Annotated in this window: 12 protein-coding genes and 4 tRNA genes; 11 read left to right on the top strand and 5 right to left on the bottom strand. The window is 37.3% G+C overall.

The features are described 5' to 3' along the window. Window positions 1–58: 58 nt before the first annotated feature. Window positions 59–658, bottom strand: a complete 600-nt coding sequence (locus AC27IF_RS15490; protein WP_487055243.1) for a Yip1 family protein — start codon at window positions 656–658, stop codon at window positions 59–61. A 282-nt stretch (window positions 659–940) separates the two neighbouring features. Next, a complete protein-coding gene (locus AC27IF_RS15485; protein WP_487055242.1) occupies window positions 941–1,231 on the bottom strand; it encodes a hypothetical protein in 291 nt (96 codons plus the stop codon). Window positions 1,232–1,555: 324 nt separating this feature from the next. Here AC27IF_RS15485 and miaE point away from each other — a divergent pair, with 324 nt between their 5' ends. Then, window positions 1,556–2,320 carry a tRNA isopentenyl-2-thiomethyl-A-37 hydroxylase MiaE gene (miaE, locus tag AC27IF_RS15480; RefSeq protein WP_487055241.1) on the top strand — a complete coding sequence of 255 codons (765 nt, stop codon included), beginning with the start codon at window positions 1,556–1,558 and terminating at the stop codon, window positions 2,318–2,320. Here miaE and AC27IF_RS15475 read toward each other — a convergent pair. Together AC27IF_RS15475 and AC27IF_RS15470 are read right to left on the bottom strand one after the other, a co-directional pair. Continuing rightward, a complete protein-coding gene (locus AC27IF_RS15475) occupies window positions 2,312–3,064 on the bottom strand; it encodes a UDP-2,3-diacylglucosamine diphosphatase (RefSeq protein WP_487055240.1) in 753 nt (250 codons plus the stop codon). The two genes, miaE and AC27IF_RS15475, sit on opposite strands and share 9 nt — an antisense overlap. Next, window positions 3,057–3,548: a peptidylprolyl isomerase gene (locus tag AC27IF_RS15470; protein WP_487055239.1), complete on the bottom strand. Its 492-nt coding sequence runs from the start codon at window positions 3,546–3,548 to the stop codon at window positions 3,057–3,059. The genes AC27IF_RS15475 and AC27IF_RS15470 overlap by 8 nt, the downstream gene beginning before the upstream one ends. Before the next feature lie 150 nt (window positions 3,549–3,698). Between AC27IF_RS15470 and cysS the strand changes: the two genes are divergently transcribed. Next, window positions 3,699–5,105 carry a cysteine--tRNA ligase gene (cysS, locus tag AC27IF_RS15465; RefSeq protein ID WP_487055238.1) on the top strand — a complete coding sequence of 469 codons (1,407 nt, stop codon included), beginning with the start codon at window positions 3,699–3,701 and terminating at the stop codon, window positions 5,103–5,105. A gap of 75 nt (window positions 5,106–5,180) precedes the next feature. Here the strand turns inward: cysS and folD are convergent, their stop codons facing one another. Further along, window positions 5,181–6,035, bottom strand: coding sequence for a bifunctional methylenetetrahydrofolate dehydrogenase/methenyltetrahydrofolate cyclohydrolase FolD (gene folD, locus AC27IF_RS15460; protein ID WP_487055237.1), 855 nt, complete (start codon window positions 6,033–6,035; stop codon window positions 5,181–5,183). A 349-nt stretch (window positions 6,036–6,384) separates the two neighbouring features. On the opposite strand from folD, the gene AC27IF_RS15455 reads away from it, so the two are divergent. The 9 genes from AC27IF_RS15455 to AC27IF_RS15415 form a co-directional block, all read left to right on the top strand. Next, window positions 6,385–6,461: transfer RNA gene (locus tag AC27IF_RS15455), tRNA-Pro, on the top strand. An 80-nt stretch (window positions 6,462–6,541) separates the two neighbouring features. Continuing rightward, window positions 6,542–6,618: transfer RNA gene (locus AC27IF_RS15450), tRNA-Arg, on the top strand. A gap of 25 nt (window positions 6,619–6,643) precedes the next feature. Next, window positions 6,644–6,719, top strand: a tRNA-His gene (locus AC27IF_RS15445). A 45-nt stretch (window positions 6,720–6,764) separates the two neighbouring features. Beyond that, window positions 6,765–6,841, top strand: a tRNA-Pro gene (locus AC27IF_RS15440). A 501-nt stretch (window positions 6,842–7,342) separates the two neighbouring features. Continuing rightward, entirely contained in the window at window positions 7,343–8,650 is a 1,308-nt protein-coding gene (gene tig / locus AC27IF_RS15435) for a trigger factor (RefSeq protein WP_487055236.1), read from the top strand. Between the two features lie 138 nt (window positions 8,651–8,788). Beyond that, the gene (gene clpP, locus AC27IF_RS15430) at window positions 8,789–9,430 is read left to right on the top strand and encodes an ATP-dependent Clp endopeptidase proteolytic subunit ClpP (protein ID WP_487055310.1); all 642 of its coding nucleotides are present in this window, start codon (window positions 8,789–8,791) and stop codon (window positions 9,428–9,430) included. Between the two features lie 120 nt (window positions 9,431–9,550). Beyond that, window positions 9,551–10,828, top strand: a complete 1,278-nt coding sequence (clpX, locus tag AC27IF_RS15425) for an ATP-dependent protease ATP-binding subunit ClpX (RefSeq protein WP_487055235.1) — start codon at window positions 9,551–9,553, stop codon at window positions 10,826–10,828. A gap of 142 nt (window positions 10,829–10,970) precedes the next feature. Further along, complete coding sequence (gene lon, locus AC27IF_RS15420) at window positions 10,971–13,316, top strand: endopeptidase La (RefSeq protein ID WP_487055234.1); 2,346 nt, start codon at window positions 10,971–10,973, stop codon at window positions 13,314–13,316. 355 nt (window positions 13,317–13,671) lie between these two features. After that, window positions 13,672–13,931: HU family DNA-binding protein (locus AC27IF_RS15415; protein ID WP_487055233.1), on the top strand; the 260-nt coding region annotated here is incomplete at its 3' end.

The following is a 13,931-nucleotide window of genomic DNA, read 5'->3' as shown; positions in this document are numbered from 1 at the left end:
TAAAAAATGACGCTAGTTCTTACGAATTAGCGTCATTTTTCATTTATCAGGTGCTATTTTATGAGACGTACTCTGGGCCAAAACCCAAGCTCCACATAATTACACTGAATGCCATAAGACCAACGAGTAAAACAAGACCGCATGTGACTACCGAGCTTGAATAAATAAAGCCTTTTTCTTCAGGGATACTCATCATGATAGGCACACCAGAATATAAAAGATAAACGGAGTAACTTACTGCTGCCAGACCTGCTAAAGCAACAAACCAAAGCACAGGGTAAAGTGCGGTTACACCAACCATCAACATAGGTGTTGCGGTATAAGCGGCTAATTCAAGACATTGTATGAAGTTTGGTTTGGAGTCAAAAGTTTTTGCCATCCATTGAATTAAGTAGGCGAGAGCGAATACTCCTGAAATCAATGAAAAATACATGGCGATTGCCATTATTTGTGCACGACCTTGACTAATTTTTATTGGATCGCCAACGCCTATTGTCCAACCTATATGAGCTGCAGCATAATAACCACAAATTGCTGGTATAAGTGCAACCACTAAAATATGGATCAAACTATACATTAAGCTCTCATGACGTTTCTCAATCGTTTGCCATTCATCTTTCGGATGAGCGTATAATCCCCAAATATGATTTAATATCATAATAACTTCCTCTTTCAATCCCCAATTAATCAACTAGCAAAATTATCTGTTTAATTGTTATTTTGTTTGCTAGATGAACGTTCGACGTTGATAATTTTTATTGTCGATAACCTATTTATGGAATATGGCTAAGCATTCGTCAAGAGTTGTTTGAAATTCAAGCTGAATTAATTGAAAATAACTGGTTTTTATATTCAAAATAAATAAAAAAAATCTACTTATCGTTAAGTGATATAAAAAGTATGAGAAAAACTGAACGATAATTTAATATATAAGAAGTGATTAAGTGACTTTTATACGCACAATATTCATGATTTCTATTTCAAAGCCAGCGACATTTTCAGCACTAGGGTAATAAGTAATATTTACCCTTTGACCCTGTAAACTTTTGTAGAGTTTTTTACGTTTATACTTAAATGGCACATCAATATTTTCTAACATCAAAGTATTAAGGTACCAATCCTCACTTTCTCTTTGCACATGAGAAATTACTTTAATATTTTCTGTATGGGTTAAATCTTTATGACGCTCAATTAATTGTTTGGCGAGAGAATTTTTAGCAGAATTTGTCATAGTATAAACAGGCCAGTGAAGTGTGATTAAGCTAGTATCTCAAGAAAACAAATTTTTAAATAGCAAAATGATGATATGTACACAGTAAATGGCGTATCAATGCAGGAGGTAATAAATATGTTTTAGCTATTTAGGCCTATAAACAAAAAGGGGGCCGTTAATGCTATTGTATTTAAATAGGCGCTAAGTTTGGGGAGTTTTAAGCCCTAATCGATAGTATTCGTATTATTTGTTATTTAACCTCAATAAAAAGCAGCATAATTCTTGATATGAATATGATAAAATTTCTTCATCTTTATCGTTTATTACTTGTAAGTTTAATTCATGTCAGTCGAAAATTTATTAGCCCCAATTAAGTCCTTTTTAAAATGCGATACACCTCAAGCTTGGGTTGATGAAGCAATTAAAAAAGAGAATTTACCTGTTGTCCTTATAGATCATCTAGTATGTGAATTGAAGGCTGCCCAATCTGCTATGTTTTTAATAAGAAAATATGCCGTAGATGCGGAAAGTGGTCAGGCACTGTTAGAATGGTTGCGTCCATTTGAGCAATTTGTTTATAAAAAGACGGGTGACTGGAAAGATTTTTCAAGTAAAAATAAACTCACTAAATCAGTGATTCCAAAATCTAATTCACCTTATGGTCAAGATTTGATTGATAAGATGGTTTTATTGATTAAAGAAGAGCTGCATCACTTTTATCAAGTACTAGAGATTATGGATGATTATGGCATAGAGTATAAACATATAACCCCTGGGCGTTATGCAAAAGGCATGCTATCGAACGTTAAAACACATGAGCCTGATACTTTGGTTGATAAGTTAATTTGCGGCGCATATATTGAAGCGCGTTCATGTGAACGGTTTGCTAAACTAGCCCCACATGTTGATAAAAAGTTAGGGGATTTCTATATCTCTTTATTACGCTCAGAAGCACGCCATTATCAAGACTATTTATCTCTTGCTAAAGAGATAGCAGGTAAAGACATCACAGATCGAATTAAATTATTTGGTGAAACAGAAGCAGAGTTAATTTCAACACCAGATGAAGATTTTAAGTTTCATTCTGGTGTGCCAGTATCAAACTAAGGGTTTATTTAAAAGCTCAATACTTTCAGGGGTCACTTTTAGCCAAGCCCCTTGCTCGTACCAATCTCCTAATACAATACGTTTAGCTTTTTTACCATTAGCAGTAATATCATGTACGGCTGGCCTATGGGTATGTCCATGGATTAATAGCTGACTTTGATAGCTCTCAAGGCAATTGACGACCTCTTCAGGCGTAACATCCATGATCTCTTGTGATTTAGTAGCTGTTGCGGCTGCGCTTTTTTTACGGTAATCGGCTGCAATTTTCTTACGAATGAATAAAGGTAGGCTTTTGATCATCGCTTGCCACCACCACGAGCGAGATTTTTTTCTAAAGGCTTGATAAGCAACATCACGGGTGCATAAAGTGTCACCGTGCATTATTACAACTTCTTGACCATATAAATCAATGAAGTCTACTTCGGGTAATAAAGTCATTGAAGATTTTTTAGCGAATTTATCACCTAATAAAAAATCTCGATTACCATGAATGTAGTAGATCTCAGTGCCGAAACTGGACAATGTTGTTAAAGCTTTAGCGATAGTTTTTAAATAAGGACTATCATCATCATCGCCAATCCAGCTTTCAAATAAATCACCTAAAATATAGAGTGTTTGAGCATGTACAGCATCATATTTTAAAAAGCGCAAAAAACAGGCGGTAATATCAGGCCTGTTTTGCGCTAAATGTAAATCAGCAATAAAATAAGTGATTTGCTGATTATTAGGCTGATAGTTACTCAACTATAGCTGACTCAATGATAATATCTTCTTTTGGAACATCTCCATGGCCATGTAGGTTGCCAGTTTCGATTAAGGTCATTTTGTCAACAACGTCCATTCCTTCAACCACTTTACCAAACACACAATAACCCCAACCTTGCACAGATTCATTTTTAAAATCTAAAAAGCCATTATCAGTTAAATTGATAAAAAATTGTGCCGAAGCTGAATGAGGCTCTTGAGTACGTGCCATGGCTAATGTACCACGTGAGTTTTCCAAACCGTTATTCGCTTCATTTTGAATGCTAGCGCGGGTTTCTTTTTCTTCTAGACCCGGAGCAAAGCCACCACCCTGTGCCATGAAGCCTTTAATAACGCGGTGAAATATAGTGCCGTTATAGTGACCTTCTTCAACATATTGTTGGAAGTTTTTAGCAGTAACAGGGGCATTATCAAAATCTAATTCTATTTTAATGTCGCCAAGGGTTGTTTTGAATATAATCATAAGGTTCTCGTGTACGTAAATAATTATCAGAATTGTACGCTAAGTTTGTATAAAGTGCATCTGCTATGGTGATTCAAAAGCATGCTTGGGGTACAATTCAATCTTAATTTTACAAAGCAACATTTTAATTCGCTGGAGTCGTTAGTTCTCATGTTACAGATATACAATACTTTAACCCGTAAAAAGGAAGTTTTTACCCCCATTGTCCCCGGAAAAGTAGGATTGTATGTTTGTGGTTGCACAGTTTATGACTTATGCCATATTGGTCATGCTCGTACCTATATAAGTTTTGATAACATTGCACGCTATATGAGATTTTCTGGTTTAGACGTTAATTATGTGCGTAACATCACTGATGTTGAAGATAAAATTATTAACAGAGCTATTGAAAATAATGAAACGCCCGATGAATTAACTGAACGTACTATTGGTTATATGCATGAAGATTTTGATGCTTTAAATATGAAGCGTCCTGATCTTGAGCCTCGTGTAACAACACATATGGCTGAAATAATCGCCATGATTGAAACGTTAGTTGCAAAAAAACATGCTTATATTGCCGGTGGTGATGCTAATACTACAGGCCAGGGGGATGTGCTTTTTGATGTATCAAGCTATGCTGATTATGGCAAGTTGAGTGGTCAAAACTTAGAGCAGCTTCAAGCTGGCTCAAGAGTGGATGTGGATCAATCAAAAAATAACCCGTTAGATTTTGTCTTATGGAAGTCAGCTAAGCCGGGTGAGCCAAGTTGGTCTTCTCCATGGGGAGAAGGACGCCCTGGTTGGCATATTGAGTGTTCAGCAATGAACGCTAAAGAGTTAGGTAATCATTTTGATATTCATGGTGGCGGCTCAGACTTACAATTCCCACATCATGAAAATGAAGTGGCACAAAGTTGCTGTGCACTTGATACCCCTTATGTAAACTATTGGATGCATACAGGAATGGTGCAGGTTGATCAGGAAAAAATGTCTAAATCTTTAGGGAATTTTTTTACTATTCGTGATGTATTAGCACAGTATGACGCTGAAACGGTGCGTTTCTTCTTAACAACAGGCCACTACCGCAGTCAATTAAATTACTCTACGGATAATTTAACACAAGCCAGAGCTTCATTAGAGCGTATATATACAGCTTTAAGAGATGTTGAACTTCAGACTAACTTTACATTAGATAAAGAGTCGCCTTATGTTCAGCAATTTTGTCAAGCAATGGATGACGACTTTAACACCCCACAAGCGATTGCTGTTTTGTTTGAAGTTGCCAAAGATCTTAATGTTGCCAAAGATGAAAACTCAGCCCAAGCAAGTGAGTTAGCGGCAACGTTAAAAGCGCTTGGTAGCGTTATAGGTTTATTGCAGCTTGAGCCAGAGAGCTTTTTACAAGGTCAAAATGATGATGATGAAGTGGCGGTTATTGAAGCGTTAATAGCGCAACGTAATCAAGCTCGTGCAGATAAAAATTGGGCGCTTGCTGATGAAGCAAGAGATAAACTAAATGAAATGAAGATAATATTAGAAGATAGCGCTGGAAAAACGACTTGGCGTAAAGCGTAGCTTTGTTTTTGTAGTTTCAATTATCATAAAAAAAACCAGCTGATGCTGGTTTTTTTATAATGAGGGTCTATTGAATTATTTCCCAAACTGCTCACAAGCGATTAGGGTATTTTCAATCAAACTTGCCACTGTCATCGGGCCAACACCACCGGGAACAGGTGTAATAAAAGCAGCTTTCTCTTTAGCAATATCAAAACCGACATCACCAACAAGTTTTCCGGTCTCTAAACGATTTATTCCAACATCAATAACCATAGCGCCTTCTTTAATCCATTCCCCTGGAATAAACTCTGGCTTACCTACAGCAACAACTATCAAGTCAGCGTTTCGCACTTTAGTTTCAAGATCTTTGGTAAATCTATGAGTAGTAGTTACAGTGCAACCAGCAAGTAATAGCTCTAATGTCATTGGGCGACCAACAATATTAGAGGCTCCAACAACTAAAGCTTCTAAACCATGAGGTTTAACCTTAGTGGACTCAATTAATTTCATGATACCTTTTGGCGTACAAGGGCGTAAGCCTGGTTGACGCAGAGCAAGCTTACCGACATTGGCTGGATGGAAACCATCGACGTCTTTTTCAGGGTTAATATGTTCTATTATTAAATTGGCATCTAGCCCTTCAGGTAAAGGTAGTTGTACAAGGATGCCGTCAATTGCACTATCATTATTTAACTCATCAATTAATTGATAAAGTTCATCTTGCGAAGTAGTCGTGGGCAAATCGTAAGAGCGAGAAACAAACCCCACTTCTTCACAAGCTTTTCTCTTACTGCCAACATAAACCTGTGAAGCTGCATCGCAACCTACTAATATAACAGCTAATCCAGGAGCTCTTAGGCCATTATTAACCCGTTGGCTAACTTTTTCCTTAACTGAGTCTCTAAGTTGTTTGGCAATAGCTTTGCCGTCAATCAATGATGCCGTCATAATACTTAACTGTAACCTTGAATAAATTAATGGGTAAATGGGCGAATTTAATCGGCGCTATTTTGCCACAAACTCTAGATTAGTCATAGTTAAGAGTTATATTAAATTCTCACGAAAAACATAAATCAGGAATTTGCTAGCGATATTGAAAAATTACCGAGTTTTACCGATAAACTAGCTTAGATTCGACACTAATTGTGCAAGTTGCGCTAAAAGTGAGCGAACATGTATTTTTTTATAAAAAAGGTTTGACTGGAATAGCGCAACTCGGTAATATCCGCACCCGTTGAAAGCAGCGAATCATTTCTTCAGTTTTAAGATGAAATTTTAGTTGTTGAAAACGATATGTCGGTGATTAGCGCAGCTTGGTAGCGCACTTGGTTTGGGTCCAAGGGGTCGCAAGTTCGAATCTTGCATCACCGACCATTTTTTCTTTTTAGTTATTTATGAAAAGCGTTGCTTTTAATATTTATTAACATGAAAAAGTAACACCTGTTAGGCCTCGTGCGCCCTTAGCTCAGCTGGATAGAGCAACGCCCTTCTAAGGCGTGGGTCAAAGGTTCGAATCCTTTAGGGCGTGCCATTAACAGGCGTGTCATAAAGTTATGGTGGCTATAGCTCAGTTGGTAGAGCCCCGGATTGTGATTCCGGTTGTCGTGGGTTCAAGTCCCATTAGCCACCCCATCTTTAACTTTAATAATACTCAAGTATTAAAGTATTAGTAAAAATCGGTGATTAGCGCAGCTTGGTAGCGCACTTGGTTTGGGTCCAAGGGGTCGCAAGTTCGAATCTTGCATCACCGACCACTTTTATTATCTCTCCCTAGAAACTATATTCATAAAAATTTAATTGACCATAAGAACTTACGAAGCAAGTCGACAAAATTGTCTGGAACAATTTTGAACGCACGTAGTGCGACCCGAAGGGCGTAGTACAGGATGTACGCAGTAATCGATGTGCTCCTTTTTAGTTCCTTTACTATTAGAATGACGCTATTAGTCTGGTTAAAAATCGAGATAATACAATGGTAACTTCCCACTATCTTGGACTTTTTATTTTTAAGGAAGGGATGATAAGTTAAAACTGAATTACTAAAATTCCAATGATTTAAACACTTATAAATACTTCAATAACTCCCATGAACTTATCACTTGTATCTTGTTTGAAGCCCCGCTATAATTCTGCGTCACAAATTTTAACCGTTCGTATGAGCAAGGCATCTTTAGTTCTTTTATTGACTTAATAATAAATAGATTAAATCGGGTGCGAATTAAATAGCGTAGCACGCTAAGTTTTGAGGTATATAAATGCAAGTTTCAGTTGAGACTACACAAGGTTTGGAACGTCGTTTGACTATTTCAGTTCCTGCCGAAACAGTAGATGTTGAAGTTAAAAACCGTCTTCGTCAAGTTGCTAAAACCCAGCGTATCAATGGTTTTCGTCCAGGAAAAGTTCCACCATCAGTGATTCAAAAACGTTACGGAGCCTCTGTAAGACAAGAAGTTGCTGGCGAAATCATGCAACGTAGTTTTGTTGATGCTATTGTAGCTGAAAAAATTAACCCTGCTGGTCGTCCATCTTTTACTGCTAAAAGTAATGAAGATGGCAAAGCGTTAGAGTTTGAAGCGACGTTTGAAATCTACCCTGAAGTAGAATTAAAAGATTTAGAAAAGATTGCGGTTGAACGCCCTGCAGTTGAAGTAACAGACAAAGATTTAGATGAAATGTTTGTTACGTTGCAAAAGCAACATCAAACGTGGAAAGAAAATAAGCGTAAAACTAAAAAAGGCGATAAGTTAACTATCGACTTTGATGGCCGTGTTGACGGTGAAGCGTTTGAAGGTGGTAAAGCTGAAGGTTTTGAATTAGAGCTTGGCGCTGGTCGTATGATCCCAGGTTTTGAAAAAGAAATCACTGGTATGAAAGTTGGTGAAGAGAAAACTATCTCTGTAACTTTCCCTGATGATTACCATGCAGAAAACCTAAAAGGCAAAGAAGCTGAATTCGATATCGTTGTTCATAAAACTGAAGGTTCTGTTTTACCTAAAGTCGATGAAGATTTTGCTAAACTTTTCGGCGTAGAAGAAGGTGGTGTTGAAGCCTTACGCGAAGAAGTTGGCAAAAATATGGCACGCGAATTATCTCAAGCGGTTAAAGCTAAAGTTAAAGAGCAAGTAATTGAAGGCCTTTTATCAAGTCATGAAGTAGGCGTTCCTGCGGCTTTAGTTGCACAAGAAGTTGATGTTTTACGTCAGCAAGCTATGCAACGTTTCCAAGGTCAAATGGACCCTAACAACTTACCTGAACTACCAAGCGAAATGTTCAAAGATCAAGCTGAACGTCGCGTAAAAATTGGCTTACTTTTAGGTGAAGTGATTAAAGTTAACGAAATTAAAGTTAACGATGCTAAAGTTGACGAGTTGATCGCAACTGCTGCTTCAGCATATGAAGACCCTAAAGAAGTTATTGAATACTACGCTAACAACAAAGAGCTAATGCAACAAATGCAAAATGTTGCTTTAGAAGAGCAAGCAGTTGAGCTTTTAGTTGAAAAAGCGAAAGTAAAAGATAAAAAAGCTAGCTTTTCAGAGATTATGAACCCAGAAGGGAAGTAATACTTCGTTCAGTCGTACTTTTCGATTGACATTAAGCTAAGCAATCGCTTAAATGGCTTATATGGAAACATATAAGCCATTTTATTTTTTATAAAGGGAAGGAATACATTGTTTAATTCTCAGTTCAATCCTCAAAACATGTCTCAAACTCATTCATCAGTACCAAATCAAGGCACAACAGGTGCTATTGAAAGTGCATTAGTCCCTATGGTTGTTGAACAAACAGCTAAAGGTGAGCGCTCTTATGATATTTATTCACGTCTGTTAAAAGAGCGTGTCATCTTCTTATGTGGTCAAGTTGAAGATCACATGGCAAATTTAATTATTGCCCAATTGTTGTTTTTAGAATCTGAAAGCCCAGACAAAGATATTTTTCTTTATATCAATTCTCCTGGTGGCTCTGTGACTGCAGGTATGGCTATTTACGATACTATGAAGTTTATAAAGCCTAATATTAGTACGGTTTGTATTGGTCAAGCTGCAAGCATGGGCGCTTTTTTACTGTCTGGTGGCGAGAAAGGTAAGCGTTACTGTTTACCTAATGCGAGAGTTATGATTCATCAACCACTTGGTGGTTTCCAAGGTCAAGCATCTGATTTTGAAATTCATGCGAAAGAGATTTTATATATTAAAGATAAATTAAATCGTTTGATGGCAGACCATACAGGACAGCCTTTAGAAACGGTTGCACAAGATACCGATCGAGATAATTTCTTAAGTGCAGAAAGTGCGGTTGAATATGGGTTAGTTGACGCCATATTAGAACAAAGAAATAGTTAATTTTATTTAAGCAACCGCTTAAATAATGATTTAATGGCTACTATACTATAATTTATTTAGATAAATTTACTTTCAAAAAAATAGTAGTCATTAACGGATTTATTAGATTTAGAGGTAGGCATGACCGATATTAAAAATGGAGATGGTGATAACGGTAAGTTACTTTACTGCTCATTTTGTGGTAAAAGCCAACATGAAGTACGTAAGTTGATCGCAGGTCCATCAGTATTTGTATGTGATGAGTGTGTTGAATTATGTAACGACATTATTCGCGAAGAAATAAAAGAAATATCACCGAAAGAAGAAAAAGAATCATTGCCTTCACCTATTGAAATACGTGAAAGTTTAGATGATTACGTTATTGGTCAAGACCACGCTAAAAAAGTATTGGCAGTTGCGGTTTATAACCATTATAAGCGATTACGAAATGGTGACTCTCATAACGGTGTCGAATTAGGCAAAAGTAATATTTTACTTATTGGCCCAACGGGTAGCGGTAAAACATTATTAGCTCAAACATTAGCTCGTTTACTTGATGTGCCATTTACTATGGCTGATGCAACAACATTAACAGAAGCTGGCTATGTTGGTGAAGATGTAGAAAACATCATTCAAAAGCTATTGCAAAAGTGTGATTATGATGTTGAAAAAGCGCAACGTGGTATTGTTTATATCGATGAAATAGACAAAATTTCACGCAAGTCGGATAACCCATCAATTACACGAGATGTCTCTGGTGAAGGTGTTCAACAGGCTTTATTGAAGTTAATTGAAGGTACTATTGCTTCAGTACCACCACAAGGTGGCCGTAAGCACCCTCAACAAGAATTTTTACAAGTAGATACTTCTAAAATACTCTTCATTTGTGGTGGCGCTTTTGCTGGGCTTGATAAAGTAATTGAGCAACGTTGTCATACTGGTACAGGTATTGGTTTTGGCGCAGAAGTTCGTGGTAAAGATCAAGAAGCTACATTAACGGAGCGCTTAGAAGAAGTTGAACCAGAAGATTTAGTTAAATATGGTTTAATACCTGAGTTTATTGGTCGTCTTCCTGTTGTAGCAACTTTACGTGAGCTTGATGAAGCCGCTTTAATTCAAATTCTTCAAGAGCCTAAAAATGCTTTAACTAAGCAATTTACCGCTTTATTTGATATGGAAAAAGTTGAATTAGAATTTAGAGAAGATGCTTTAAATGCTATTGCTCGCAAAGCAATGGACAGAAAAACAGGCGCACGTGGTTTACGTTCAATTGTTGAAGCCGTTTTACTTGATACTATGTACGAACTACCTTCTATGGTTAATGTCAGTAAAGTTGTTGTTGATGAAACAACAATTAAAGGTGAATCTAAACCTTTAGTTATTTATGACAGCCAGCCAGATCAGGCTGCATCTGAATAGAAATTTATTTCTATTTCATATAAAAGTAACAAGTAAAAAGAGCCGTAAGGCTCTTTTTTTATTTATGGCATTGAAAGTATCAACACTTCTCCCCATATACTTTTCTAGTAAGTAAATTATAACTTTTCCCAAAGAGACAGTCATGACTGAAGAATTATCTGCTGTAGTTGAAATCCCCGTTCTTGCCTTGCGCGATGTTGTTGTTTATCCACAAATGGTTATCCCTTTATTTGTTGGCCGTGAAAAGTCTATTCGCTGTTTAGATCTGGCAATGGAAAATGACAAGCAAGTTTTTTTGGTTGCCCAAAAAGATGCCGCTATTGATGATCCTCAAGCAGATGATGTCTACCAAATTGGTACCGTTGCTACTATTTTACAAATGTTGAAACTACCTGATGGCACGGTAAAAGTTCTTGTTGAAGGTGTTCAACGAGCGTGTGTATGTCAATTTGTTGAAACCCAAGAATATTTTAGCGCAGAAATCGAATATTTAGATGCGGCAACTGAGCAAGGTGAAGATCATGAAGTGCTAATACGCTCGGCAATCTCACAGTTCGAAGGCTATGTAAAACTCAATAAAAAAATTCCACCAGAAGTGTTAACTTCTGTTTCAGGTATCGACGATGCCCAACAACTTGCTGATACTATGGCGGCACATATGCCACTGAAGTTAGCTGACAAGCAAAAAGTATTAGAAATTATCGATGTTACTAAGCGATTAGAACATTTAATGGCGCTGATGGAAGGCGAAATAGATCTACTTCAGGTTGAGAAGAAAATTCGCACCCGCGTTAAAAAACAGATGGAAAAAAGTCAGCGTGAGTATTATTTGAATGAGCAAATGAAAGCTATTCAAAAAGAGCTTAACGAAGGTGATGAAACTCCTGATGAGCTTGAGCAAATGGCGAAGCGAATTGATGAAGCGCAAATGCCAACTGAAGCTAAGGATAAAACCCTAGCCGAGTTACAGAAGCTGAAGATGATGTCTCCTATGTCTGCCGAAGCAACAGTCGTTAGAAGCTATATAGACTGCATGCTTAATGTACCATGGAAGAAGCGTAGTAAATTAAAACGCAACCTTGCTCTAGCTCAAGATGTATTAGATAAAGATCATTACGGGTTAGATAAAGTTAAAGAGCGAATTCTTGAGTATTTAGCCGTTCAACAGAGAGTTACACAGCTTAAAGGTCCTATTTTATGCTTAGTTGGTCCTCCAGGTGTTGGTAAAACTTCTTTAGGGCAATCTATTGCACAGTCTACGGGTCGAAAGTATGTACGTATGGCATTGGGCGGGGTACGTGATGAAGCGGAAATTCGTGGTCACCGTCGTACTTACATTGGCTCTTTGCCAGGTAAACTTATTCAAAAAATGTCAAAAGTTGGTGTTAAGAACCCGTTATTCTTACTCGATGAAATTGATAAAATGGCTTCAGATATGCGCGGCGACCCTGCCTCAGCCTTATTGGAAGTATTAGACCCTGAGCAAAATACTAATTTTAATGATCATTATCTAGAGGTTGATTACGACTTATCAGACGTTATGTTTGTGGCTACTTCTAATAGCATGGATATTCCTGGTCCACTACTTGATCGTATGGAAGTAATTCGTTTATCTGGTTACACTGAAGATGAAAAGCTCAATATAGCTCGTAGTCATTTACTAGATAAACAAATCAAGCGTAATGGATTAAAAGCCAAAGAGATTGCCATTGATGATAGTGCCATTATCGGTATTATTCGCTATTACACCCGTGAAGCTGGAGTTCGAAGCTTAGAACGTGAAATTTCAAAACTTTGCCGAAAAGCCGTAAAAGCGATATTACTTGATAAAGCATTGAAAAAAGTAACTATAACTCAAGATAATCTAGATGAATTTTTAGGTGTTCAACGTTTTGATTACGGTAAAGCCGATGATGAAAATCGTGTTGGGCTTGTGACTGGTTTAGCTTGGACACAGGTGGGTGGTGAATTACTTACTATTGAAACAGCCTCCGTACCAGGTAAAGGTAAACTAACTTATACCGGCTCGTTAGGTGATGTGATGCAAGAGTCTATTCAAGCAGCCATGACAGTTGTGCGTAGCAGAACAGAAAAACTACGTATCAATGATGACTTTTATGAAAAGCGTGATATTCACGTCCATGTACCTGAAGGAGCAACGCCAAAAGATGGTCCAAGTGCTGGCATCGGTATGTGTACAGCATTAGTTTCTAGTTTGACAGGTAATCCGGTTAAAGCTGAAGTTGCGATGACTGGTGAAATTACATTACGCGGTGAAGTTTTAGCAATTGGTGGCTTAAAAGAAAAGTTATTAGCAGCACATAGAGGCGGTATTAAAACGGTCATTATTCCACATGAAAATGCACGAGATCTTAAAGAAATTCCTGAAAATGTGAAAGCTGATCTAGCAATTCACCCAGTAAAATGGATTGATGAAGTACTTTCCATTGCGCTTGAACATCCAGTAGAGCAATGGCAGGCAGAATAATTTTTACGCGAGAAAAGGCGTTTTTTTGATGTAATTCAATAAAAATTGTAAAAAAAAGGCAAAAAATTAGAAAAAAATGAAATAAAGGCTTTTCAAACGCTGAAACTATGGTAAGTTAACTACGCTTATGTCGCTAGACCCCTTGTTTAGTATGTCTATGAGGTTTTATAACTCCATAGATTTTGTTAAAGAGGTCTAGTCGTAATAGTATTTTTTAAACTCGGCGCTTGATGTTCAAAAGAAATAAAATTACATAGTGTAACTTTAGTTTTCTGCAGGACGAACTTTTATTAAACTCTCATTAAAGAGAAATAAAGATAGCGTTGTAATAATAACAATTGAAGGGGTATACACTGTGAATAAATCTCAACTTATCGAGAAAATTTCTGAAGGCGCTGACATTTCTAAAGCTGCTGCGGGTCGTGCATTAGATTCATTTATTGGCGCTGTAACTGAAGAATTACAAAATGGTGAGCAAGTTGCTCTAGTTGGTTTTGGTACTTTCTCTGTACGTGACCGTGCTGCACGCACTGGCCGTAATCCACAAACTGGTGCTACTATCCAAATCGCTGCTGCTAAAATCCCATCTTTCAAAGCTGGTAAAGCGTTAAAAGA

Source organism: Colwellia sp. KS18-150 (assembly GCF_057551365.1).
Note: the sequence above shows the minus strand (reverse complement) of the source record. Positions and strands in the feature narration are given on the sequence as shown.

Bases quoted from the DNA above. Each gene is read 5' to 3' on its own strand.
- AC27IF_RS15490 (WP_487055243.1), bottom strand. From the start codon at position 658: ATGATATTAAATCATATTTGGGGATTATACGCTCATCCGAAAGATGAA.
- AC27IF_RS15485 (WP_487055242.1), bottom strand. From the start codon at position 1,231: ATGACAAATTCTGCTAAAAATTCTCTCGCCAAACAATTAATTGAGCGT.
- miaE (WP_487055241.1), top strand. From the start codon at position 1,556: ATGTCAGTCGAAAATTTATTAGCCCCAATTAAGTCCTTTTTAAAATGC.
- AC27IF_RS15470 (WP_487055239.1), bottom strand. From the start codon at position 3,548: ATGATTATATTCAAAACAACCCTTGGCGACATTAAAATAGAATTAGAT.
- cysS (WP_487055238.1), top strand. From the start codon at position 3,699: ATGTTACAGATATACAATACTTTAACCCGTAAAAAGGAAGTTTTTACC.
- folD (WP_487055237.1), bottom strand. From the start codon at position 6,035: ATGACGGCATCATTGATTGACGGCAAAGCTATTGCCAAACAACTTAGA.
- tig (WP_487055236.1), top strand. From the start codon at position 7,343: ATGCAAGTTTCAGTTGAGACTACACAAGGTTTGGAACGTCGTTTGACT.
- clpP (WP_487055310.1), top strand. From the start codon at position 8,789: ATGTCTCAAACTCATTCATCAGTACCAAATCAAGGCACAACAGGTGCT.
- clpX (WP_487055235.1), top strand. From the start codon at position 9,551: ATGACCGATATTAAAAATGGAGATGGTGATAACGGTAAGTTACTTTAC.
- lon (WP_487055234.1), top strand. From the start codon at position 10,971: ATGACTGAAGAATTATCTGCTGTAGTTGAAATCCCCGTTCTTGCCTTG.